Genomic DNA, 24,491 nt, shown 5'->3' with positions numbered 1-24,491 from the left:
ACGGCAGCGTGGCCCACCGCACCAGCAGCGAGGCAGGACCCATGGACGTGTCCCTCTTCACCCGACCACCCCGACCCGGGCGCCGTCGCGGCGCACGTGTCGCGGCGCTCGCGACCGCTGCGGCGCTCGTCGGCGGACTCCTCGCGGGAGTCGCACCGGCCCAGGCCGCCGAGGTCGCACCCGCCGCCGTCTCCCACCCGGGCGACAGCGACGTGAACGGCTACCGGAACGTCGGCTACTTCACGCAGTGGGGCGTGTACGGCCGCAACTTCCAGCTCAAGAAGGTCCAGGACTCCGGCGCTGCCCAGGACCTCACGCACATCAACTACTCGTTCGGCAACATCCACTACCAGAACCTCACGTGCTTCATCGCGAACAAGGCGCAGGGCACGGGGCCCAACGGCTCCGACGGCGCCGGTGACGCGTGGGCGGACTTCGGCATGGGCTACACCGCCGCGAACTCCGTGGCCGGCGTCGCCGACACGTGGGACCAGCCGCTCGCCGGCTCGTTCAACCAGCTCAAGCAGCTCAAGGCGAAGAACCCGCAGCTCCGCGCCCTCATCTCCATCGGCGGCTGGACCTGGTCCAAGAACTTCTCGCGGGCTGCCGCGACGCAGGCGTCGCGCGAGAAGTTCGTGTCGTCGTGCATCGACATCTACATCAAGGGCAACCTCCCGGTGATCGACGGCCGCGGCGGGGCCGGCGCCGCCGCCGGTGTGTTCGACGGCATCGACATCGACTGGGAGTGGCCCGGCTCGAACAACGGCGAGGTCGGCAACTACGTCGACACCGTCAACGACCGCGCGAACTTCAAGCTGCTGCTCGCCGAGTTCCGCAAGCAGCTCGACGCGTACGGCGCGCAGACCGGCAAGCACTACCTGCTCTCGGCGTTCCTCCCGGCCAACCCGGACGACATCGCGGCGGGCGGCTGGAACGACCCGGCGATCTTCGAGTACCTCGACTACGGCAACGTCCAGGGCTACGACCTGCACGGCGCGTGGGACCCCGCGCTCGCCGGCCCCCAGGCCAACCTGTACGACGACCCCGCCGACCCGCGGGCGGCCAACCGCCAGTTCAGCGCCGACAAGGCGGTGCAGGAGTACCTGCGCGGCGGCGTCGACCCGAGCCAGCTCGGCCTCGGCATGGCCATGTACGGCCGCGGCTGGAAGGGCGTCACGTCCTCGGCCCCGTGGTCGGCGGCGAACGGGGCCGCACCGGGCACCTGGGAGGCGGGCAACGAGGACTACGACAAGCTCCGCACGCGGGGCCAGGACTACTACGACCCGGCGACGGTCTCGGCCTGGCGCTACGACGGCGACCAGTGGTGGGGCTACGACAACGCGCGGTCCGTCGCCGCCAAGGCGGAGTACATCGACCGCCTGAACCTCGGCGGCGGCATGTGGTGGGACCTCTCCGGCAACCACGACGGCACGCTGCTCGGGACCTTCACGGACAAGGTCCGTGCGCTCCCGGCGGGTCCGGTCGACGGCACGGACGGCTCGACCGACCCGACGGACCCGACCGATCCCACGGACCCCACGGACCCGACCGACCCGACGGACCCGACCGACCCGACGGACTGCCTGGCCGCCTGGTCGTCGACCGCGGTGTACACGGGCGGCGCGACGGTGTCGTTCGAGGGGAAGAACTACCGCGCCAAGTGGTGGACCCAGGGCGACCGCCCGAGCGCGGGCGGCCCGTGGGAGGCGACCGGCACGTGCGGCGCGACGGACCCGACCGACCCGACCGACCCGACGGACCCGGGCACGTGCACGGCGCCCGCCTGGTCGTCGAGCGCGGTCTACACCGGTGGCGCGACGGTCTCCTACCAGGGCCAGAGCTACCGCGCGAAGTGGTGGACGCAGAACAACGTCCCGGGCGCGGAGCAGTACGGCCCCTGGGAGTCGCTGGGCGCCTGCTGACGCCCACCCCTGACGGCGCCGGTCGCCACGAGCGACCGGCGCCGCCGAGCGGGGCCCCGTCCACGACGTGGTCGACGGCGGGTGCGGTGACGAGTCCCGTGCACCCGCCCGTGCACCCTCCCCTCGCCGCGTCACCGAACGCCTCCGTCGTCGACCGCCGTCGTGACGGGTCCCGCTCGGCACCCCTCAGCAACCCTTCACCCGTCGGTCGCCCTCCCCCCGGCGACCGTGCCCGACGCGACGCCGTCCGGCGTCGTGCGCACCGACCCAGCAGATCGAGGTACCCCATGCGGTTGTCCCTGACCCCTCGGGCGCGCGCCCCCCGCGCTCCCGGACGCCGGCCACAGGTCGTCGCGGCCGTCACGACGCTCGCCGTGCTGGCCACCGGCCTCGCCGGTGCCGCGGCCGCGCAGGCCACGACCCCCCTCGCCGCCGCCACGGCCACGGCGTGCGCGGACCCCTGGTCCGCGACCCCCGCCTACGTGGGCGGCGCGACCGTCGCGTACGGCGGCCAGAACTACCGGGCGAAGTGGTGGACGCAGAACAACGTCCCGGGCGCGGAGGCGTACGGCCCCTGGGAGTCGCTCGGCGCGTGCGGCGACACCCCGACCGAGGAGCCGACGACGGACCCGACCACGGACCCGACGACCGACCCGACGACGGACCCGACCACCGACCCGACGACCGACCCGACCACCGACCCCACGACGGACCCGACGACCGACCCCACGACGGACCCGACGACCGACCCCGCCGCGAACCCGGACGAGAAGTGCCGTCCTGACGGCATGGCGCAGACGCCGGGCGTCAGGACGCCCTACTGCGACGTGTACGACGAGAGCGGTCGGGAGAAGCTGCCGAACGGGCTCGACCGCCGCGTCATCGGCTACTTCTCGAGCTGGCGGACCGGCACGAACGGCCAGCCGCGCTACCTCGCGAGCGACATCCCCTGGGACAAGCTCTCCCACATCAACTACGCGTTCGCGCACATCGACGGCAACGACAAGGTCTCCGTGAACGCGGGCGCGGCCGGCAACGCGGCGACGGACATGACGTGGCCGGGCGTCGCGGGTGCGGAGATGGACCCGGCGCTCGACTACACGGGCCACTTCAACCTGCTGGCGAAGTACAAGAAGGCCCACCCGGGCGTCAAGGTCATCCCGGCCGTGGGCGGCTGGGCCGAGACGGGCGGCTACTTCGACGCGAGCGGGAAGCGCGTCGCGTCCGGCGGCTTCTACACGATGACGGAGTCGCAGGCGCGCATCGACACCTTCGCGGACTCGGTCGTCGACTTCGTCCGCCAGTACGGGTTCGACGGCATCGACATCGACTACGAGTACCCGACGTCCAACAACCAGGCCGGCAACCCGGACGACTTCCAGATCTCCGACAAGCGCCGCGGGCAGCTCTTCCAGGGCTACGTGAACCTCATGAAGACCCTGCGCGAGAAGCTCGACGCGGCGGGCGCGCAGGACGGCGAGTACTACATGCTGACGACCGCGACGCCGTCGTCGGGCTGGCTGCTGCGCGGCATGGAGGTCTACCAGGTCACGCAGTACACGGACTACGTGAACATGATGACGTACGACCTGCACGGCGCCTGGAACGAGTACGTGGGCGGCAACGGCGCCCTGTTCGACGACGGCAAGGACCCCGAGCTCGCGGCCGGCGGCGTGTACAGCGCGTACAAGGGCATCGGCTACCTCAACGGCGACTGGGCCTCGCACTACTTCCGCGGCGCCATGCAGGCCGGCCGCATCAACCTGGGCGTGCCGTTCTACACGCGCGGCTTCCAGGGCGTCCAGGGCGGCACGTACGGCATGGGCGGCACCGCGAAGGCGCCGGCCGGGTTCCTCTGCCCGGCGGGCACGAACAACAAGTGCGGCTACGGCGCGGAGGGCATCGACAACCTCTGGTACGACAGCGACCCGCAGGGCAACGCGGTCCCGGCGGGCGTCAACCCGATGTGGCACGTGCTCAACCTCGAGAAGGGCGTGACGGGCGACTACGTCTCCGCGTACGGCGTCACGGACACGATCCAGGGCACCTACGAGCGCCACTTCGACCCGGTCACGAAGAACGAGTGGTGGTGGAACGCGCAGACGAAGACGTTCCTCTCCGGTGACTCGACCGAGGCGATCGCGGCCAAGGCGGACTACGTCGCGGACACCGGCCTCGGCGGCCTGATGATCTGGGAGCTCGCGGGCGACTTCGGCTACGACCAGGCGAAGGGCCAGTACGAGATCGGCAGCACGCTCGTCGACCTCATGCACAGCAAGCTCTCGACCACGACGCCGTACGGCGCGTCGAAGGCGAACGCCGACCGGACGATGCCGACGCAGGCGCTCGACGTCGACATCCGGTACACGGAGTTCGCGCTCGGCGACAACAACTACCCGATCTCGCCCAAGGTCGTCTTCGCCAACAACGGTGCGAAGGACATCCCGGCGGGCGCGACGATCTCGTTCCAGTACGGCACGACCGACCCGGGCGAGATGAGCGACTGGAGCGGCTTCAAGACCACGGTCACCGCGAAGGGCCACACGGGGGACAACGTCGGCGGCCTCGACGGCGACTTCCACACCGTGCAGTTCACGGTCCCGACGGGGGGCATCCCGGCGGGCGGCTCGATCACGAACCAGCTCAAGTGGTCGATGCCGGCCGCCCAGTTCTCCAACGTGATCGTCACGGTCGACGGCGTGGACTACGCCACGACGTACGACCACCCGCGCGGCGTCACCGTCGTCGACCTCCCGGGCTCCGGGAGCGGCGGGGGTCCGGGCGGCCCCGGCACCGGCACGGGCGAGTGCGCCGCCGCGGCCTGGGTCGCGGGCACGGTCTACACCGGCGGCGCGGTCGTGAGCCACGGCGGTCACGTGTGGACGGCGCGCTACTGGACCCAGAACGACACCCCCGGCGCCTCGGCGTGGGGTCCGTGGGCCGACGGCGGCGCGTGCTGACGCGCCGCCAGCGTCCCTGACGAGGTCCCGCCGCGACGGCTCGCGGGTACGGGGAATCCCGTACCCGCGAGCCGCCATCGTGTGGGTCTCACGCATCTCGACCCGTGGTCGCGCTCGCTAGCGTGACAAGACCGACGAGGTCTCCGCAGCTCTCCCCAGTGGGCTGCGGGGACCTCCGACCGTGAAAGGCGACCAAACGTGCACGTGCAGCATCGAACGACCCGTCTCTCCCTCTCCCTCGCGGCCGTCGCGCTCGGCGGACTGCTCCTCGCCGGCTGCTCGGGGGGCTCCGAGCCCGACGCGACCGCCGACGGAGGCTCGGGCCCGGCGACGGCCGAGGACCACGGCGCGCACGGCGCCCACGCCGACGAGAGCAAGGTCCCGGTCGGCCCCCTCCAGCTCCCGGCCGCCGAGTACTGGTCCGTGCTCCAGCCCGCCGACGGCGTCACGCAGGTCCGCTCGGGCGGGTGCCCCGAGGACGCGGTCTGCCCCGCCTTCGAGATCCTCACCGGCGCGGGCCTCGACGGCGTCGACCCCGCCGCCGCCTACGTGCCCGACGGCGCGACCTGCCCGGGCACCGACCAGCTCGCGGCCCGCGCGGTGGGGGAGGCGGTCGAGTCGGACGTCGAGGTCGCGGGGACGGCCGCCACGCTCGCGCGCTGGACGCTCTCGTGCGTCGACCCCTCCGGGGCCGAGGTGCGCACCGTCGAGCAGCTCCAGTGGTACGTCCCGGACGCTCCGGGCGGCGCGGTGCTCGTCGTCGACCGCTGGGCCTTCGAGGGCCTGGAGTCGCGCCTGGCGGCCGGCGCCTGGGCGGCCGCCTGACGGACCCGCCCCCGACGGGTCGTCTCGTCGCGACCGGCGACGCACGAAGGCCTCGCACCCTGGCGGGTGCGAGGCCTTCGTCGTGCGTGCGGTGCCCGGTCAGCCCTTGCGGGTCCGGCGCGTCAGCAGGACGATCGCCGCGCCGACCACGGCGAGCCCGGCCGCGATCGCCGCGTACAGGCCGACCGTCGCGCCGGTCTCCGCGAGCGTCGGGTTCTGGCTCCCGGCGACGGGGTTGTCGACCGGCGTCACGCCCGGGAAGCAGTTGCTCGTGTCCTGCGGATAGGTCACCGGGACGGTCACCTCGGGGTTCACGGCGAACGTCACGTCCACGGTGCCCGTGGCCCAGCCGTGGGTCGCGGTGTTGATCCACATGTTGTTCACGAGCTCCCAGCCCTCGTCGGCCGGCAGGTCGACGAAGCGCTCGGGATACGCGCCGGGCCACAGCACCCGTCCGCTGAGGGGGAGGTCGGCCATCACCTCGTCCTCGCCGTCGGGGTTGTGCCACGTGAGGGTCGCCGTCGTGTTCGGCGTGCCGGTGACCGAGACCCCGTAGTCGAGGTAGGACACGCCCTCGACGCACACGGGCGTGAGCACGTCGACCTTGATCGTCGGCTCCGGGGTGCCGGGCGGGTTCGTCGCGCACTCCGGCGTCGACGGCGGGTAGGCCACGACGGTCTCGGCCGTCGGGTTGACCTCGAAGACCACCGTCACGCCCGCGCGGACCCAGTCGAACTCGTCGCCGACGACCCACTCGCCGTCCACGAGGCTCCAGCCGGGCCAGTCGACGGGGTTGCCCGCGCCGTCGACCTCGGCGCCCGGCCACAGGACGCGGCCCGAGAGCGGCAGGCCGGACTGGACGACGTCCTCGCCGTCCGGGTTGACCCAGGTGATCGTGAGCGGGTTCGTCTCGTCGTTCTCGTAGTTCTCGGGGAGCTCGAAGACGTAGTCGAGGTAGGGCACGTCGCCGTCGCACACCGGCGAGGCCACGGTGATCTCCGGGACGTACGTCTCGGGGTCGGTGGTAGCAGCGCTCGCGGTCGTCGCGACGACGGGGACGGTCAGGAGCGCGGCGACCGCGGAGAGCGCTCCGACGAGCACCGCCCGTCCCGTGCTGCGCAGACCCTTCGAGGTACGCATGGCTTCTTCACCCGTCTCGGTTCAGGGATTGTGGTGTTCCGGTACACAGAGAGCCCCGGAGTGCGGTCCGTGATGCATCGTGCGCCACGGACCGATGGCACGGGTCGAGCGACAGGCGCCCAGGATAGCGAGGATCGGACCCTGAACTGGACGGTCGTCCGGGTGAAATGTGGCCGTCAGGACCATCGTTATCGTGCCGTGATCCTCGGCGTCATCCTCGGCGTCATCCTCGGCGGGAGACCACGCGTTCGTCCGCCCGTCCCGGGGGCCGGGCCGGCAGGTTCGGGAGGGCGTCGCGAGGGTTCACCCGCACGCGGCGACCGGCACCACCTCGAGGCCGGGCGCCGACACCGTCGGGGTCGTCCACACGTCGATCGTGCCGTCGGCGCCGGGGTGGTCAGGGGCGTCGCCCGGCGTCGTCACGGTGAAGGAGACCGCCGTGCTCTGACCCGGCGCGAGCTCGACGGGGAGCGAGGCCGCGCGCCGTCCCCCCACCTCCGCGACGAGCGCCCCCGTCGGTGCCCCGCCCACCCGGACGGTGCCGACCTCTCCGCCCCGCGGCGGGTAGAGGACGACCACCGTGCGGACGTTCCCCGGGGTGACGCCCGAGATGCCGCCGCCGGTCACGTACCACGGCAGGCTCGTCCCGGCGTCGGCCGGCGCGGTGGACGTGAGCGCGGCGCTGAACGTGTCGACCCGTCCGCCGTCGGTGCACACGCTGCCGGTGAGCCGGACGTCCGTGCCGAGGTAGTAGCTCATCTTGCCGCCCGTGGCGTCGTTGAGGAACACGCCGACGGAGCCCTCCGCGCGGTCCGCGGTGTCGATGTCGCCCGCGACGACCGTGCCCGCCAGGCGGTCCTGCTCGTCGGGGTGCGCGGACCAGAGGAGCACGCGGTGCTCGTCCGCGCCGCGTGCGAGCGCGTCGCGGGCGAGCGCGGGGTCCGCGCCCCCGGCGAGGAACGTCCCGAGGACGGTCGACGCGACGGAGGCGAAGAACGCGTCCGTCTGCTCCCCGGGCTCCAGCTCGACGTAGGCGTCCGAGAGGAGGACCTGGACGACGTTGCCCGCGTCGAGCGCGACGGCCTCGTCCCCGAACGGCACCTGGACCGCCCCGGTGGCCTCCAGCAGGTACGACAGCGCGACGGGGTCGATCGCGGCCACGCCGTCCACCGTCTCGCCCTGGGCCTGCTCCCACATGGCTGCCGTGAGCTCCGCGGTCGTGGGGAAGTCGGGCGTGAGCGGGGTGTCCTGCACGTACCGGCCCACGCGGTCCGTGAAGAGCTGCTCGACCCCGGCGTCCAGCGGGAGGACGGGCTCGGCGAACGGCGGGACGTCGGCCGTCGAGGCCTGGCGCTCCAGGGAGACCGCGCCGCCGTCGACCGTGAGGACCGCGAGCGCCCCGGGGATGCCGCCGCCCGCGCGCAGCTCCGCGTTGTTGAGCGCGACCACGAGGTACCGGCGCGGGCCGTCGGCGCCGAGCATGGCCGGGCCGAGCGCGGTGACGCGGTCGGCGGTGCGCACGACGGGGCGCAGGTCGTCGGTCCGGGCGACGAGCGTCGCGTACGGCTCCGCGATCTCCTGGTGCAGGGCGTCGGGCTCGACGGCCGCGAGGCGCGCGTCGATGTCGTCGAACGCGTCCGCGGCGCGGGCGACGGCGGGAGCGGCAGCGGCGAGCGGGGCCAGGTCGACGCGCCCGTCCGCGACGGTCAGGCTGTCGCCCTCGACGGCCCCGAGAGCCTGCGTGAGCGCCGGCAGCACGGTCGCGGCCAGGTCGTCCACGGTCGCCGCCGCGGCGGAGAACGCGCGGACGTCCTGCCCGTACACGGGGAGGTGCGCGGCCAGGGACCACAGCGGGCCGTCGGTGCTCGCGCGCGCGGTCGCGGTGAAGGGCTGGACCCGGTCCAGGGCCGCCTCCGCGGTCTCGACGTCGCCCGCGCGCAGCGCCTCCTCGGCCGCGGGGACCTCGTCGAGCGCGCGGGTCAGCGCGTCGCGCGCGGCGAGGGCGTCGCGGGCGAGCAGCGCGACGCAGACCACCAGGAGCACGGCGAGGAGGATCAGCGCCCAGCCCAGCCACGACGCCCAGTGCCGCCGTCGTCGGCCGCCCGTGTGGCGGGGCGGCAGGTCGACCGGCTCCGTCCTCGTCATGCCCCACAGCGTAGGTGCTGCGCGGTGGCAGGATCGGTGCCGTCGCGGGTGAGGTTCGGGTGAAGGACGTGCCGTGCAAGGAACCGGCTCCCCGGGACACAGAGCGGTTGACAGCCCCGACCCGCCGACGAGGAGCCGCCGTGACGACCGACGAGGCAGCCGACGCCGCCGTCCACGACGAGGCCTGGTTCGCCGCGCTCTTCGCCGCGCACGCGACGCCGCTCTACCGCTACTTCCGCCGCCGGCTGCCGAGCGCGGCCGGCTCCGTCGGGCCGGACGCCGACGACCTCACGGCCGAGGTCCTCGCGACGGCCTGGCGGCGCCGCGAGGACGTGCCCGACGGCGCCGAGCTCCCGTGGCTCTACCGCACCGCGGGCTTCGTCCTGGCCAACCACCGGCGCAAGGCGCGGGCGGTGCCGGTGGCCGAGGTGCCCGACCGGGGCGACGAGGGCGCGGACGTCGAGCACGTCGTCGTGCAGGACGACGAGGTGCGGCGCGCCCTGGGCGCGCTGTCGGTCCGCGACCGGCGCATCCTCCTCCTGCACGCCTGGGAGGGCCTGGGCGGCGACGGCCTGGCGGCGGTCCTCGGCACGTCGCGCGGGGGAGCCGACGCGGCGCTCTCGCGGGCGCGGGCGCGGCTGCGCACCGCGTGGGCGGAGCAGTCGGCCCTCGCGCAAGAGTCGGGCGCCTGAGCACACATCACGGGTAGACCCGACCGGCCGCGCCCCCGCGGCGCGGCCCCGCAGTACCTGGAGGGCGACATGACCAGCCACACCCCCGACCAGCCCGACGACGTCGACCTGGAGCGCCTGCGCGCCGCCGACCCGGCGGCGAGCGCCGCACCGGACACCGGCGCCCTGGAGGCCGCGGTCCGCGACCGCGTCCCCGAGGCGTTCGGCGACCGCTCGGCGGTGACCGGCGAGCCGCTGTCCGGGCCGGGCGGCCCGACGGCGACGCTCGTCGACGAGCTCGCCGAGCGCCGTGCGCGACGCCTGCGTCGGCGGGCCCCGCTCCAGGTCGCCGCGGTGGTGGCGGGGGCGCTCGTCATCGGGGCGGGCGGCTACGCGCTCGGTGCCGGAGCGGTGGGAGCGTCGCCCGCGGGGGACTCGGCCGTGGAGTCGACGGCGCTCGCGCCGTTCCGGCTGGGGGGCGCGGGCGCGGCCCAGGAGGAGTCGGGCCTCGCCCCCGACGCCGCCGCGTCGGGGCAGGCGTTCTCGTCCGACGCACGGGCCTCGGCGGACATGGCCTACCCCGGCGCCTGGGGCGGGCGCACGGTGTTCCACCAGGACGGCCTCTCGACGCAGGGGACCAGCGCGGACGCCTGGGCGTACGACGCCGCGGGCGTGTTCTCGCAGGAGACCGCACGGCGCGTCGCGGACGTCCTCGGCGTCTCGGGCGAGGTGCGCGAGGAGTACGGCTCCTACGTCGTGGGGTCGGCGGACTGGACGGGGCCGACCGTCTCGCTGCAGCCCGACGGCCTCGCGAGCGTGAGCTACAACGACCCGACGAAGGACCCGTGGGGCTGCGTGGCCGTCACGCCGCTGCCGGCCGACGGTGCGGACGAGCCGGACGGCCCGTCCGCCGAGCCGGGCGCGTGCCAGGAGCGGGACCACGGTGCGCCGCCGAGCGGTGCGGACGCGGTCGAGCGGTTGCGCGACCTGCTCGCGACGCTCGGCCTGGACCCTGCGGGGTACGAGGTCGTCGCGGCGGAGCAGCCCGCCGACCAGGGCGCGCCGCGGGCGACCGACGTGACCGCCTACGAGGTCGTCGAGGGGCGGCGCACGGGGACGCAGTGGAGCGCGACGTACTCCGGGGACGGCCTCGCGTCCCTCTACGGGAGCCTGGCGCCGCGCGTCGCGATCGGCGCGTACGACGTGGTGAGCCCGGCGGAGGCCGTGGACCGCCTGGGCGACCCGCGGTTCGGCGGGGGAGGCATGATCGCCTTCGCGCGGGAGGACGGCACCGCGCAGGCCGTGCCCGAGATCGCGCCCGCCGAGCCGGAGGCGCCGACCGTGCCGCCCACGGTCGGCGAGGGCGCCCGGTTCGCGTGGCCCGTCACGGACGTGACGATCACGGACGCGCGCCTGGGGCACGCGGTGCAGTACCAGCCCGACGGCGCGGCGGTGCTCCTGCCCGCCTACGAGCTCTCCGACGCCGACGGCAACGTGTGGTCCGTCGTGGCCGTCGTCGACGACCGGCTCGACTTCTCTCCCGCGGGCTGAGCCCACCTCGCCGGGGACGACCCGGCGGCCGGTGTCCGCGCGATGCCGACCGTCGGGTCGTCCCCGGCGTGCGCTTTTGCATCGTGCAAGCGTCGTGCTCCGCGAAAGTAGGCACGCTTTTGATTGACCCTCGACAAAAGTGTGGCTAGGGTCGCAGCAGACCGGGCGCCCACCGGGTCGGAGAGCGGTCACACGCCCTCGTCCGGGCGTGCGGTCCGACGATGGCAGGGAGGCCATCGTCGTCGTGCTCGGCGGCGCTCCGGCGTCCGCCGACGGGAACGGGAGCAACGATGCACCACTTCGCTTCTGACGGCTCGTCAGACCGCCCTGCTCCGGACGCGCGCACGGGGCTCTGGCTCGTCGGCGCCCGCGGCTCCGTCGCGACCACCGCGGCCCTCGGCCTCGCCGCCATCGCGGACGGGCGTGCCGCCCCCACGGGGTGCGTCACCGTCTCCGAGCCCTTCGCGTCGGCGCCGCTCCCGTCGTTCGGCGACCTCGTCGTCGGCGGCCACGACATCTCCGACGTCTCGATGGTCAAGCGCGCCGAGCTGCTCGTCGAGGCCGGGATGATCGCGCCGCGCCTGCTCACCGCGGCCCACGCCGCGCTGGAGCGGGCCGACGCCGAGGTCCGGCCCGGCTACTCCGCCCACCCCGCCGAGGGGGCACCGCGCGAGTCTCAGCAGGCCGCCGCGGAGCGCCTGGCCGCGGACATCGTCGACTTCCGCGAGCGCCACGGCCTCGCCCGCGTCGTCGTGGTCGACCTCGTGTCGACCGAGCCGCTGCCCGAGCCGGCCCCCGAGCTCTCCGACCGGGAGCTCCTGCGCGTCGCGCTCGCGGACCCGGAGCGCGCCGTGCTCCCGCCGAGCTCCGTGACCGCGTACGCGGCCCTGCTCGCGGGCGCCCCGTTCGCGGAGTTCACGCCGTCGGCGAGCATGCACCTGCCGGTGCTCCTCGAGCTCGCCGCCGAGCGCGGCGTCCCGGTCGCGGGCCAGGACGGCAAGACCGGCCAGACGTGGCTGCGCACGATCCTGGCGCCCGCCTTCGCGGCGCGCGGCCTGCGCGTCCTGTCCTGGGCCGGCGCCAACCTGCTCGGCGGCGGCGACGGCGCCACCCTGGCCGACCCCGAGGCCGTGCAGAGCAAGCTCGTCTCGAAGTCGCGCGGACTGCAGGACCTCACGGGCAGCCAGGTCACGCCGCTGCACATCGACAACGTGCCGGACCTCGGCGACATCAAGGTCGCGTGGGACCACGTGCACGTCGAGGGCTTCCTCGGCTCGCGCCTCACGCTGCAGACCACGTGGTCCGCCTACGACTCGATGCTCGCCGCGCCGCTCGTGCTCGACCTCGCGCGCCTGCTCGCGCTCGCCGACGCCGCGGGGTACGCAGGACCGGTCGCGGAGCTCGGGTTCTTCTTCAAGGACCCGTGGGCGAGCGACGTGCACGACTTCGCGGCGCAGACCGTCGCGCTCGCGGACTGGGTCCGCGAGGCGGCTGCTCGCGTCGGCGCCGCACCGGCCGACCGGCCGTGACCGGCTCCCTCCACGACCACCTGGACCTCGTCCGCGCCCCCGCGGTCCTCTCGGTGGTCGGTGACACCCTCGCGGGCGCCGCCGCCGCCGGTCACCCGCTCACGCCGCGCCGTGCGCTGCTCCCGCTCGCGTCTGCGTGCCTCTACGCCGGAGGCATGGCGCTCAACGACTACGCGGACCGCGAGCTGGACGCGGTGGAGCGGCCCGAGCGGCCGATCCCGTCCGGGCGCATCTCCGAGGGCCGCGCGCTCCGGGTCGCGGTGGGTCTCACGGCCGCGGGCGTGGGGCTCGCCGCCGCGGGCGGGGGACCGCGCGCGCTCGCGGTCGCCGTCCCGCTCGCCGCGAGCGTCTGGACCTACGACACGGTCGCCAAGGAGCACGCGGTGGGTCCCGTCGTCATGGCCGCGTGCCGTGGTCTCGACGTCCTGCTGGGTGCGGGCGTCGGGCACCTGCGTGCCGCGCTGCCCGCCGCGGCGGGGATGGCGGTGCACACCGCGGGCGTGACGTTCGTGTCCCGCGGCGAGGTGCACGGCACGACGTCGTCCCTCGCCACCGGGGTGGCGGCGGCCACCGCGGTGGGCGGCGCGGTCGTCGGCGTGGGGGCGCTGCGCCGCGGTCGCGGGACCGGCCCCGGCCGTGCGACGCGTGTGGCGACGGCCGTCGCGGGCGCCGTGGCGGCGGGCGCGTACCTCGCGACCGCGCTGCCGCGTCAGGTCGACGCCGCGATCACGCCGTCGGCGAGCAACGCGTTCGCGGCGACGAAGGCCGGGATCCGGGCGATGCTCCCGCTCCAGGCGGCCTGGGCGGCGCGCGGCGGCAGCCTCGCGTCGGTGGGCGTGCTCGCGGGCGTCGAGGTCGCGGGTCGCCTGTTGCGCCGGGCCGGGCGCGGACGCGCCGAGATGAGCGAGACGTGAGCGGGCGCGAGGACTCCGGGCGGGGCGCGCCGTTCACGCTCGGCTACGGCACCAACGGCTTCACGGACCACCCGCTCGACGTCACGCTCGACGTGCTGGAGCACGAGGGCTACGGCGCGGTCGCGCTCACCCTCGGGTTCCCGCACCTGGACCCGTTCGCGGACGGGTGGCGCGCGGAGGTCGAGGCGCTGCGCGACCGCCTCGCCGCGATGCACGGCGGCGCGGGGATGCGGGTCGTCGTCGAGACGGGCACGCGGTTCCTGCTCGACCCGTACCGCAAGCACCGGCCCACGCTCGTCGACGCCGAGGCCGACGCCCGGCTGCGCTTCCTGCGCCGCGCGGTCGAGATCGCGGCCGTGCTCGACGCCGAGTGCGTGTCCTTCTTCTCCGGCGTCCTGCCCGACGGCGCGTCCCCGGCCGCGGGCTGGTCGCTCCTGCGCGACCGCCTGCCCGGCCTGGTCGAGCACGCTCGCGAGCACGGCGTGCGGCTCTCGCTCGAGCCCGAGCCCGGGATGCTCGTCGAGACCGTGGGCGACGCGCTGCGGCTGCGCGACGACCTCGGGGGCGACACCGGGGACCTCGCGGACCTCGGCGTGACGGTGGACGTCGGGCACTGCCTCGTCGTCGAGCCCGACGGCGTGGTGGGTGCGCTGCGCGCCGCCGCGCCCTACCTCGCGAACGTGCAGCTCGACGACATGCCACGCACGCACCACGAGCACCGCCCCTTCGGCGAGGGCGAGATCGACCTGCCGCTCGTGCTCGCGACCCTCGCCGAGGTCGGCTACACCGGCGTCGCCGCGGTCGAGCTGCCTCGCCACTCGTACGACGCTCCCGGCCTCGCGCGCCGCAGCATGACAGCGCTGAAAGAGGCGTGGGACCGACGCCCCGCGGTGCACGCGCCCGACCAGGAACCACCCGTCTCCGACCACCCCCAGGAGGTGCCATGACCGAGCCAGCCCCCGCGGCCCCCGCGGCCCAGGACGGCGCGACCACCGAGGGCGAGCGCTGGCTCGCCGAGGCGCGCGCCGACGTCGCGCAGGACCCCGCGACCGTGTCGCGCGCGTTCGCGCTCGCCGGCCGCAAGGTCGGCCGGGCGCCGGTGCGCCCGGACGCCGACCCCGCCGGCGTCGTCCACGGGACGGTCGACGACGAGGCGCGCGCCGCGATCGTCGTCGCGCTCGCCGAGGCGCTCGGGCGCGGCGCCGACGGCGACGCGTCCCTCGCGGCCCGCCTCGCCGACCTCTACCAGCACGGCGACACCGCCGAGCGGCGCGGGGTGCTGCGCGGGCTCGACGCGCTCACCGCGCGAGGGGCGCTCGCGGGCGACGCGGCGCCGTCGGTCGTCGCCGTCGGGCGCGACCTCGCCGCCGACGCGCTGCGCACCAACGACCAGAGCCTCGTCGCCGCGGCGGTCGGGCCGTTCGCGGCCGCGCACCTCGACCAGCACGCGTGGCGCCACGCCGTCCTCAAGCTCGTGTTCATGGGCGTGAGCCTCGACGCCGTCGCCGGTCTCGACGACCGCGCGGACGACGAGCTCGCCCGCATGGCGCGCGACTTCGCCGCCGAGCGCCGCGCCGCGGGACGCGTCGTGCCCGACGACGTCGCCCGCCTCGCCCCTGACGTCACCACCGGGAGGACCGCCTGATGCGCATCTTCGACCCCCACATCCACATGACCAGCCGCACGACGGACGACTACGAGGCCCTGTACGCCGCGGGCGTGCGCGCGCTCGTGGAGCCGGCGTTCTGGCTCGGGCAGCCGCGCACGAACGTGGGGTCGTTCCTCGACTACTTCGACGCCCTGCTGGGCTGGGAGCGGTTCCGGGCGGCGCAGTTCGGCATCCGCCACCACGCGACGATCGCGCTCAACCCCAAGGAGGCGAACGACCCGCGGTGCCGCGAGGTGCTCGACGAGATCCCGCGCTACCTGCTCAAGGACGGCGTCGTGGCGGTCGGCGAGGTCGGGTACGACTCGATGACGCCCGAGGAGGACGAGGTGTTCTCCCGCCAGCTCCAGATGGCGCGCGACGTGGACCTGCCCGTCCTCGTGCACACGCCGCACCGCGACAAGCTCTCGGGCACGCGTCGCACGCTCGACGTCGTGCGCGAGTCCGGCGTGCCGTCGGAGCACGTGCTCGTCGACCACCTCAACGAGACGAACGTGGCGCTCGTGCTCGACGCGGGGGCGTGGGCCGGGTTCTCCATCTACCCGGACACCAAGATGGACGAGGACCGCATGGTCGCGATCCTCCAGGAGCACGGCACGGACCGGATGATCGTCAACTCCGCGGCGGACTGGGGCCGGTCCGACCCGCTCAAGACGCTCAAGACCGGGCGGGCGATGCTCGCGGCGGGGTTCACCGAGGACGATGTCGACAAGGTGCTGTGGCGCAACCCCGTCGAGTTCTACGGCCAGTCCGGCAACCTCGTGCTCGACCCGGTGCCGGGCTTCGTCGAGGGCGACCTGCCGACGCCGGGCGTCGAGTTCGAGGGCTCGTCCGTGCTGCGCGGCGCGCGGGCGTAGCGGGCCGTCTCGGAAGGGCACCACCACCATGCTGTTGTCGTACTGCACCAACGTCCACCCGGCCGAGGACCTCGACGGGGTCGTCGAGCAGCTCGTGACCTACGCGGGCCCCGTCCGCGCGGCCGCGGGCCTCGACGTCCTCGGGGTCGGCCTCTGGATGCCCGCGACGCTCGCGCACCGGCTCGCCGGCTCGCCGGCCGACCGCGCCTGGCTGCGCGCCGTCCTCGACGAGCAGGGCCTCCAGGTCCACACGCTCAACGCGTTCCCGTACGGCGGGTTCCACGCGGACGTCGTCAAGCTCGACGTGTACACGCCGACGTGGGCGCAGCCCGAGCGGCTCGCGTACACGCTCGAGTGCGCCGAGGTGCTGGCCGACCTGCTGCCCGACGGTGCCGCGGGCTCGATCTCGACGCTCCCGCTCGCGTGGCGCGAACCGTGGTCCGCGGCCGACGACGACGCCGCGACGCGCGCGTTCGTCGCCCTCGGCGACGGCCTGCGCGACCTGCGGGAACGGACGGGCAAGACCGTGCGCGTCGCGGTCGAGCCGGAGCCGGGGTGCGTGCTCGACACGGTGGACGACGTCGTGGCCTGGCTCGCGGCGCGCACGGGGCCGCTGGGTGCCGGAGGCGTGCCGGACGAGAGCCGGATCGACTCCGAGCACGTCGGGGTGTGCCTCGACACGTGCCACCTCGCCGTGTCCTTCGCGGACCGGCGCGCGGGGACGGCGGCCACGGTGCGGCGCATCACGGACGCCGGGCTGCGCGTCGTCAAGGTGCAGGCGTCGGCGGCGCTGCACGTGGACGACCCGTCCGACCCGGCCGCGCGCGCCGCCGTCGGCGCGTTCGCCGAGAAGCGCTACATCCACCAGGTGCGCGAGCTCACGGCGGCGGGCGACGTGCTCGCGGCCGACGACCTGCCCGACGCCCTCGGTGACGGGCCCGGGACCGGGGCGGGGGACGCCGTCGGGCACCCGCTGCCGGGGGAGGGGCCGTGGCGCGTGCACTTCCACGTGCCGCTGCACCACGAGCCCGCGGCGCCGCTCGCCGCGACGACCGACGTCCTGCGCGACGCGGTCGACGCGGTGCGGGCGTCCCCGCACGGCGACGAGGCCCACCTCGACGTCGAGACGTACACGTGGTCGGTGCTCCCGGCGGGCGCAGCCACGGACTCGCTCGTGGCGGGCATCGCGGCCGAGCTCCGCTGGGCCACGACCCACCTGACCCCCACCCCCGCCGAACACGACATGAAGGACGCGAAGGAGCCGTCGACGCCCTCGATGTCGGGTTCGACAGCGGGCCAGGTCGTGCTCGGCGGGCAGGACACCACCACCAGGAGGACCGCATGAAGCCCGTGCTGCTGCTCGACGTCGTCGGGCTCACCTCGACCGCGCTCGCGCACATGCCGCGCCTGCGCCAGCTCGCCGCGAGCGGCTGGCAGTCCGAGCTCGCGACCGTGCTGCCCGCCGTGACGTGCAGCGTCCAGGCCACGATGACGACCGGGCTCAGCCCGGCGGAGCACGGGATCGTCGGGAACGGGTGGTACTTCCGCGAGCTCGGCGACGTGTACCTGTGGCGCCAGCACGCCCGGCTCGTCGAGGGCGAGAAGCTGTGGGAGGCCGCGCGCCGCGCCAGCCGCGAGTACTCGTCGGCGAACGTCTGCTGGTGGTACGCGATGGGCATGACGACGGACGTCACGGTCACGCCGCGCCCGATCTACCACGCCGACGGCCGCAAGTCCCCGGACGCGTACGTGCGCCCCCCGGCGCTGCACGACGACCTCGTCGGCCGGTTCGGCGAGTTCCCGCTCTTCACCTACTGGGGTCCGACGGCGGACATCTCCTCGTCCCGGTGGATCGTCGACGCGACGCGGCACGTGCTGCGCACGCACGCGCCGGACCTCACGATGGCGTACGTCCCGCACCTCGACTACGACCTGCAGCGGTTCGGGCCGACGTCGCCGCAGGCCGACGCCGCCGCGGCGGAGCTCGACGCGACGCTCGCGCCCCTGCTCGACGACGCCGCGAACCAGGGCGTGACCGTCCTCGTGGTCTCGGAGTACGGCATCGCCGACGCCGACCGGCCCGTGCACCTCAACCGCCTCCTGCGCCGCGAGGGCCTGCTCGAGGTCTACGTGCAGGACGGCAAGGAGCAGCTCGACCCGTGGACGTCGCGCGCGTTCGCGGTCGCGGACCACCAGGTCGCGCACGTCTACCTCGGCGACCAGCACGACCCCGCGCTCCAGCGACGCGTCACCGACCTGCTGCGGGGGATCCCCGGGGTCGACGAGGTCCTCGACCGCGACGCGCAGGCCCGGTACGGGCTCGACCACGAGCGCTCCGGCGACCTCGTCGTCGTCGCGGAGCCCGGGGCCTGGTTCACGTACTACTTCTGGCTCGACGACGCGCGCGCGCCCGAGTACGCGCGCGGCGTCGACATCCACCGCAAGCCCGGCTACGACCCCGCCGAGCTGTTCTTCGACCCCGCGGACAAGCTCGCGAAGGCGAAGGCCGGCCTCAACCTCGTGAAGAAGAAGGTCGGGCTGCGGTACGCGATGAGCACCGTCCCGCTCGACGCGTCGTACGTGAAGGGCTCGCACGGCCGCCTGCCCGACTCGTCGGCCGACACCCCGCTCGTGCTGTGCTCCGACGCCGAGGTGCCGGCGTCCGTCGCGGGCGTCGTGGAGAGCGGGAGCGGACAGATCCGGGCAGCCGCGACCAAGGGCCTGGTCCTGGAGCTCCAGGGCCTCGGAGCCCGGGTCTGACCCGCAGCCCCCGGGCCGGCCGTCCCCGCGCCACGACGCCGAACCCGGGATCCCTCCTCAGCGACGGTCGCCGCTGAGGAGCGGTCCCGGGTTCGGCGCAACCGTCAGTCCTCGTCGTCGTCCGGGAGGGCGACGAGGAGGTCCAGGTGCAGGCCGAGGACCGTGCCGTCGGCGGCGACGGTACGCACGAGCGGGTAGAAGCCGTCGCCCCAGCCCGAGTGGGAGAGCACGACGTTCTCGCCGTCCTGCGCGCCGGGGAGCAGGATGTTCGCCGACCCCTCGCGCAGGTGGTCGGGCGAGTCCGTGAGCGCGAACCAGCTCGTGTCCGTGCCGTCGTCGAACACCTCGTCGTACCAGTCGCCGTCGGGCATGAGCCGGGCGACGGCGTCCGCGTCGGCGAACGCGACCGTCCCGGCGTCCACCGGCACGCCGTACGCGGCGCCGGCCTCGGGCGGCCCGTCGGCACCCTCCGGGACGACCGGCTCGACGGCCGCCACCTCGCCGTCGGCGAGCACGACGCTCAGGTACGCCTCGCGCAGGTGGGACCCGTCCTGCTCGTCGGAGACGTCGGCCACCGTGACGCGCACGGGGTAGCGGCCCGGCTCCACCTGCACGACGAGACCCTCGCCGAGCAGCGTGAACGGGTCGGACGCCTCGAGCCGGCCGCTCGGCAGGACGAGCTCGCCCAGGTCGTGCACGGTGAGGCGCAGACCGGGGCTCCCGGCGGGCCCCGTCCCCGCGGCGGGGCCGGGGCGCAGGGCGAAGAACGTGTCAGGGGCGGGGAAGTCGCTCACGCCGCGAGCGTAGCCGCCGCCGCCGGCTCGGGCCCGCTCGGCCCCTGACGCGGCGAGGGCCGCCACCCGGACGGGTGACGGCCCTCGCGGTGCGGCGCGCGGCTACGAGCAGCTCAGCGCCTCGTAGTCAGCGTCGTAGGTCGTCGTGACCTCCTCGCCGTCGACGTCGGCGGTGAGGGTCGCGGTCACCGAGCCGGCGTCGAACGACGCGGAGCGCGACGAGAACGACTGGTAGGCGTTCTTGCCGTCCTTGACGTTCGGGAACGTCTTCTCGCCGTACGGGGTCGTCACCACGACGTCGGCCGTCGCACCCGACTCGTTGAGCACGCGGACCGCGACGTGCGCCTTGCCGCCGAGGCAGCGCGCCTCGGCCGTGACCGTCGCGTCGACGACGGCGGACGTCGTGACGTCCACGGTCTGCCAGCGCTTGGTCGCCGTCGCGTTGTGCAGGTGCAGCAGCAGGAGCTTGCCGCTGCCCGCCTCGACCGCGGCCTGGGAGCGGTGCACCGGGATCGACGTGTCGTCGGCCCCGACGTACAGGAGCTGGTCGCCGCCGTCGAACCAGTAGGCCGGGTCGTACGGGTCGCCCGTGAACGTCTCGGTCGCGTCGACGAGCTGGTCGGCGGCCTGCGAGTACGGCGAGTACGTGAGGACCTGGAAGGTCGGCACGTCGCCCTCCTCGATCCCGAGCGACCCGATGCCGACCGGGATGACGACGACGTTGTTGTCGAACACCGAGGTGTCGACGTTCCCCCACACCGAGTTGATCGGCTGGAGGTCGACGTTGTCCCCGGCCTCGTACTCCGTGCCGTCCGGCGCGGTCCAGTCCTTGAGCGTGAACGTCGCCGCGAGGGTGAGGTCCGTCTCGCTGTTGTACTTGATCGCCGCGACCTCGAAGTCGGCCGTGCCGTCGGAGTCGACGTCGACCTCGACCGCCGGGATCGAGACCGAGCCGAGGCTCGCCCACTCCCCGTCGACCGCGACGCCGATGCCGATGACGCCGTCCGCGGGGTCGCCGCCGTCCGCGGCGACCTGGGGTGCGGTCGACGTGAAGCCGACCGCGCGCACGTCGGCCGCCGCGATGGCCGACGCCGAGGCGCCGACCGCCGCGTCCGCCTCGAGGCGCGGGCTCGTCGTCTTGAGCTCGAACGGCGCGACGAGCGAGAACCAGCCGCCCGAGGCCACGCCGCGGCCGTCGAGGTCGAGGTCGGCGGTGGTGGCCGAGCCCGGGAAGGCGACGGCCGTGCCGGAGAGGTCGCTCACGAGCTTCGGCGACGCCTGGACGGGGACGCGCAGCGCGGCGCCGCCGTCGGTCGGGGTGAGGACGACGCGGCCGCTGACGGACGACACGAAGTCGCGCGGCACGCCGACGCCGGAGTCGTCCGACGACGTCGGGTCGAGCTCCTTGGCGAGCGTCGCCGGGTCCGCGGTCAGCGTCACGGTGACGACCGTGCGCTGCCCCGCGGGGACGGTGACGGACGCCGGGGCGACCGACACGGTCGCCCCGCCCGCCGTGCTGGACTGCGCGAAGCTCGTCGCGTACGTCTTCGGGGCGTCGCCCGTGTTCTGCACGGTCACGGTCTTGCGCACGGTCACGGTGTCCTGGCCGACCGGCACGACGCCGAACGCCACGGACACCTGGTCGGAGTCCTGCGACGCGTAGGCGAGGGTCGTGTTCGCGACCGCGTCGACGGCGTCGACGCGCCCGGAGCCCACGCGCTCGGGTCCGTAGGCGGTGCCCGTGCCCGACGGCCCGGTGAAGACGTCGTGCGTCGCCGTGTTCATGACCGACGCCTTGACCTCGGCCGGCGCCCAGCCCGGGTGGGCCTCCTTGACGAGCGCCGCGATGCCGGCGACGTGCGGCGTGGCCATGGACGTGCCGGACTTGATGCTCGCGCCGTCCAGGTGACCGGACGCGACGGAGGCGATCCCCGTGCCGGGGGCCGCGACGTCGGGCTTGGCGACGCCCAGCGAGCCGTGCACACCGCGCGACGACCCGCTGTTGAGCGTGTCGCCGATCTCCGGGATCGAGACGAACGACGACAGCGCGAGCGACGGGCCGATGGTCATCGTGACCTGGCCGGCCTCGATCGCGGGGCGCAGCGCGTCGTGGCTCGGGCCGGTGAGCTGGGCGCCGGGGATGCCGGCGTTGCCCGCGATGCCCGCGACGAACGACGAGAGCTCGGAGGAGAGCAGCACGCCGACGGCGCCCGCGGCCTGCGCGTTGTTGAACCGTGCGGCGCTGCCGCACGCGCGCGTCGCGTCGTTGTCGTCCCAGGAGAGGAACGCGATCTTGCCCGCGACGGCCGCGGCCTGCTCGGGCGTGAACGCCCGGCAGCCGTCGACGTCGCCCCCGAGGAACGCGACCGGCGCGGTGACGTCCGCCCCGCCTGCGTAGTCCACCGAGTTCTGGGCGGGGTACTCGCCCGCGAGCGCCTCGGGGGCGTCGACGCGCACGGCGTCGAACGTCTGGGTGTCGCCGACCGAGTTGGCGACCGTGAGGGCGGTGCGCGCGTTGCCGGGGGAGCCACCGACGTCCGTCACGTCGCCGGCGTTGCCCGACGCGATGACGGACAGCGTCCCGAGGCGGGAGAGCTGGTCGATGAAGAGGTTCTCCGGGTCGTCCGCGGGGGAGCCGTCGGAGCCGAGGGAGAGGTTGACGATGTCGAGGCGGTCGGAGAGGTCGCCGTCGCCGTTCGGGTCGGCCGCCCACTCGAGCGCGTCGACGACGACGCCGGTCGAGCCGCCGAGGTCGCCGAACACCTTGAGCGCGTACAGGCCCGCCTCGGGCGCGGAGCCCGGGCCGACCTGCCAGTCGGAGATGTCCGTGAGCGTCGAGTAGTCGCCGTCGAACGTCTCGCCGTCGGCGGTGACGCCGTAGGCCGCGGTCGTGCCGGCCACGTGCGAGCCGTGGCCCGAGCCGACCGAGTCGAGCGAGTCGATGGGGTTCTCGTCGGGCGTCGGCACGAGCGTCGTGCCGGGGACGGTGCCGCTCGCGTCGTAGTCGTACCCCGCGAAGTCGTGGCCGCCGAGGAACTTCAGCTCGTCGTAGGTCCCCTCGGGGACCGGGCCGGTGCCGCGGTCGCCGTAGGCCTCGTCGAACGCCTCCTGCGTGCCGGGGCCGCCGAACGCCTTGTGCGTGTAGTCGATACCCGTGTCGATGATGCCGATGCGCACGCCCTCGCCGGTGAGGCCGGTGCTCTGCCACGTCTCGAGCGCCCGCGTGAACACGTCCGTGCCCTTGTTCGCCGGCTTCTTGGGGATGATCCGGTAGACCGTGACGACGGAGGCGTCGCGCGCGAGGTCGCGCACGCGGGCCGCGTCACCCGTGACGACGACGCCCGCGACGAGCGTGCTCGTCACCGACACCTGCTGCGGGTTCCGCGCGCCGGCGCTGCGGGCGGTCGCCTGCTGCGGGACGACGTCGTCCGCGAGCTGTGCGACCTCCTGCGCGTTGGCCTCGACCTCCTGGGGGCTCGCGCCCTGCGCGGCGAGGTCGACCGCCGACGGCGCGTCGAGCTCGACGAACGCGGTGACGGTGCCGGTCGCCTTCGCGAGGGACGGGGCGACCTTGTCGGTCGGGGCGAGGGACGCGCCCGACTGCACGCCGAGGGAGTCCCCGGGGTCGGGCGGCGGGTCCGCGACAGCAGGCGCGGCGGCCGCGGCGACGACGGCGAGGCTCGCGGCGGCAGCGGTCAGTGACACGGGTAGAGAACGGTGCTTCATCGACACTCATCTCCCCGGCAGAGCCGGTTCGGCGAAGGGTTCGTGGATGGGTCCTTCCCTGCGGTCTCGCCCGGGTGGGACACAGACCACCCGAGCACGGTAACCAACGACTGCCCGAACTGCCCAGCGACGGGCGCCCGCACTCGGGCACGGCGCCCGGAGACAACGTGGCCGGCACGCTCTACGATGCGGGCGGGGTCACAGGACGTGGCCGTCCTGTGGGAGTCCCCTTCCCGCGTCAGGTCCACGGGGGTGCGAAACCCGGGGGCGTGGCCCACGCAGAAGGAGAACCATGACCAGATCCTCGCTCCGGGTCCTGTCCGCCGCGCTCGTCGCCGGCGTCGTCGCGACCGCCGCGGTCGCCTCTCCTGCCCTGGCGTCCGAGCCCGACCTGCGCGTCGTGACGTGGGACCGGACGGCCACGACCGACCCGACCGCCGACGCCGCCTCCGACGCGCAGGTCTCCAGCGGGGAGAGCTGCGCGGTGCAGGCCCAGCCCCTCCTGCCCGGCCAGGACCCCGCCACGCTCCCGCCGGCGCCCGAGGTGTGCTTCGACTCGCTCGAGGAGGCGCTGGAGTTCGCCTCGGGCGGCGACGTCGCCGCGGCGCGCCTCGCCGACGCGACACCCGCCGAGGTCGAGGGGCTCGTCGCCGAGCTCAACGCGTCGGCGGTGGCCGGGTCGGGTCTCGGCACGACGGCGCGCGCGACCACCGCGGCGGCGAGCTCGCTCGTCCTGGGCGTGCTGTGGCGGGACGCCAACTACAAGGGCGCGTCGAAGGTGCTCTACGGCTCCGGCACCAACGGCTGCTACGGCGGGTCCACCTACGGGTTCCCGAACCTCGCGAACCTGCTCATGAACAACGTCGTCAGCTCCGCCACGACCTACGCGGGCTGCTGGGTGACCCTGTACGACTCGTACAGCTACGCGGGCGCGAAGAAGAACTGCACGCCGCACTGCGCGACGCTGGGCACGTTCGACAACAAGGCGTCCTCGGTCGTCTACCGCCCGGTCGGCCAGCTCGGCTGAGGCG

At 74.5% G+C, this 24,491-nt stretch carries 17 protein-coding genes; 13 read left to right on the top strand and 4 right to left on the bottom strand.

What is annotated here, in order from left to right:
- Positions 1–8 precede the first annotated feature (8 nt).
- From NHH00_RS15405 to NHH00_RS15395, 3 genes are all read left to right on the top strand, one after another.
- Entirely contained in the window at positions 9–1,922 is a 1,914-nt protein-coding gene (locus NHH00_RS15405; protein WP_253053857.1) for a glycosyl hydrolase family 18 protein, read from the top strand.
- Positions 1,923–2,215: 293 nt separating this feature from the next.
- The gene (locus NHH00_RS15400) at positions 2,216–4,882 is read left to right on the top strand and encodes a glycosyl hydrolase family 18 protein (RefSeq protein WP_290445530.1); all 2,667 of its coding nucleotides are present in this window, start codon (positions 2,216–2,218) and stop codon (positions 4,880–4,882) included.
- 204 nt (positions 4,883–5,086) lie between these two features.
- A complete protein-coding gene (locus NHH00_RS15395) occupies positions 5,087–5,707 on the top strand; it encodes a hypothetical protein (RefSeq protein WP_253053855.1) in 621 nt (206 codons plus the stop codon).
- Positions 5,708–5,806: 99 nt separating this feature from the next.
- Here the strand turns inward: NHH00_RS15395 and NHH00_RS15390 are convergent, their stop codons facing one another.
- Both NHH00_RS15390 and NHH00_RS15385 read right to left on the bottom strand, forming a co-directional pair.
- On the bottom strand, positions 5,807–6,847 hold the full coding sequence (locus NHH00_RS15390; RefSeq protein WP_205206529.1) for a hypothetical protein: 1,041 nt from the start codon (positions 6,845–6,847) through the stop codon (positions 5,807–5,809).
- Positions 6,848–7,150: 303 nt separating this feature from the next.
- Positions 7,151–8,992: a DUF4012 domain-containing protein gene (locus tag NHH00_RS15385; RefSeq protein ID WP_253053853.1), complete on the bottom strand. Its 1,842-nt coding sequence runs from the start codon at positions 8,990–8,992 to the stop codon at positions 7,151–7,153.
- A 140-nt stretch (positions 8,993–9,132) separates the two neighbouring features.
- Here NHH00_RS15385 and NHH00_RS15380 point away from each other — a divergent pair, with 140 nt between their 5' ends.
- From NHH00_RS15380 to NHH00_RS15340, 9 genes are all read left to right on the top strand, one after another.
- The gene (locus tag NHH00_RS15380) at positions 9,133–9,684 is read left to right on the top strand and encodes an RNA polymerase sigma factor (RefSeq protein WP_205206527.1); all 552 of its coding nucleotides are present in this window, start codon (positions 9,133–9,135) and stop codon (positions 9,682–9,684) included.
- 69 nt (positions 9,685–9,753) lie between these two features.
- Positions 9,754–11,214, top strand: coding sequence for a hypothetical protein (locus NHH00_RS15375; RefSeq protein WP_253053851.1), 1,461 nt, complete (start codon positions 9,754–9,756; stop codon positions 11,212–11,214).
- 290 nt (positions 11,215–11,504) lie between these two features.
- A complete protein-coding gene (locus NHH00_RS15370; RefSeq protein WP_253053849.1) occupies positions 11,505–12,743 on the top strand; it encodes an inositol-3-phosphate synthase in 1,239 nt (412 codons plus the stop codon).
- The gene (locus NHH00_RS15365; protein WP_253053847.1) at positions 12,740–13,657 is read left to right on the top strand and encodes an SCO3242 family prenyltransferase; all 918 of its coding nucleotides are present in this window, start codon (positions 12,740–12,742) and stop codon (positions 13,655–13,657) included. The genes NHH00_RS15370 and NHH00_RS15365 overlap by 4 nt, the downstream gene beginning before the upstream one ends.
- Positions 13,654–14,604, top strand: a complete 951-nt coding sequence (locus tag NHH00_RS15360) for a sugar phosphate isomerase/epimerase family protein (RefSeq protein ID WP_253053845.1) — start codon at positions 13,654–13,656, stop codon at positions 14,602–14,604. Before NHH00_RS15365 ends, NHH00_RS15360 begins: the two co-directional genes overlap by 4 nt.
- Positions 14,601–15,302, top strand: coding sequence for an EboA domain-containing protein (locus NHH00_RS15355; protein WP_253053843.1), 702 nt, complete (start codon positions 14,601–14,603; stop codon positions 15,300–15,302). Before NHH00_RS15360 ends, NHH00_RS15355 begins: the two co-directional genes overlap by 4 nt.
- Positions 15,302–16,180 carry a TatD family hydrolase gene (locus tag NHH00_RS15350; RefSeq protein ID WP_253053841.1) on the top strand — a complete coding sequence of 293 codons (879 nt, stop codon included), beginning with the start codon at positions 15,302–15,304 and terminating at the stop codon, positions 16,178–16,180. Before NHH00_RS15355 ends, NHH00_RS15350 begins: the two co-directional genes overlap by 1 nt.
- Positions 16,181–16,208: 28 nt before the next feature.
- A complete protein-coding gene (gene eboE / locus NHH00_RS15345; RefSeq protein WP_253053839.1) occupies positions 16,209–17,525 on the top strand; it encodes a metabolite traffic protein EboE in 1,317 nt (438 codons plus the stop codon).
- Positions 17,522–18,940, top strand: coding sequence for an alkaline phosphatase family protein (locus tag NHH00_RS15340; RefSeq protein WP_253053837.1), 1,419 nt, complete (start codon positions 17,522–17,524; stop codon positions 18,938–18,940). The genes eboE and NHH00_RS15340 overlap by 4 nt, the downstream gene beginning before the upstream one ends.
- Before the next feature lie 104 nt (positions 18,941–19,044).
- Here the strand turns inward: NHH00_RS15340 and NHH00_RS15335 are convergent, their stop codons facing one another.
- Together NHH00_RS15335 and NHH00_RS15330 are read right to left on the bottom strand one after the other, a co-directional pair.
- On the bottom strand, positions 19,045–19,734 hold the full coding sequence (locus NHH00_RS15335) for a DUF4241 domain-containing protein (RefSeq protein WP_253053835.1): 690 nt from the start codon (positions 19,732–19,734) through the stop codon (positions 19,045–19,047).
- A gap of 102 nt (positions 19,735–19,836) precedes the next feature.
- Positions 19,837–23,439 (bottom strand): S8 family peptidase, encoded by a 3,603-nt coding sequence (locus tag NHH00_RS15330; protein ID WP_253053833.1) that lies wholly within the window; start codon positions 23,437–23,439, stop codon positions 19,837–19,839.
- Positions 23,440–23,752: 313 nt separating this feature from the next.
- Between NHH00_RS15330 and NHH00_RS15325 the strand changes: the two genes are divergently transcribed.
- On the top strand, positions 23,753–24,487 hold the full coding sequence (locus NHH00_RS15325) for a hypothetical protein (protein WP_253053831.1): 735 nt from the start codon (positions 23,753–23,755) through the stop codon (positions 24,485–24,487).
- Positions 24,488–24,491 lie beyond the last annotated feature (4 nt).

Origin of the sequence: Cellulosimicrobium cellulans, from assembly GCF_024124905.1 — a bacterium.
GTDB lineage: Bacteria > Actinomycetota > Actinomycetes > Actinomycetales > Cellulomonadaceae > Cellulosimicrobium > Cellulosimicrobium cellulans_G.
This window is presented reverse-complemented; position numbering and strand designations above follow the sequence as displayed.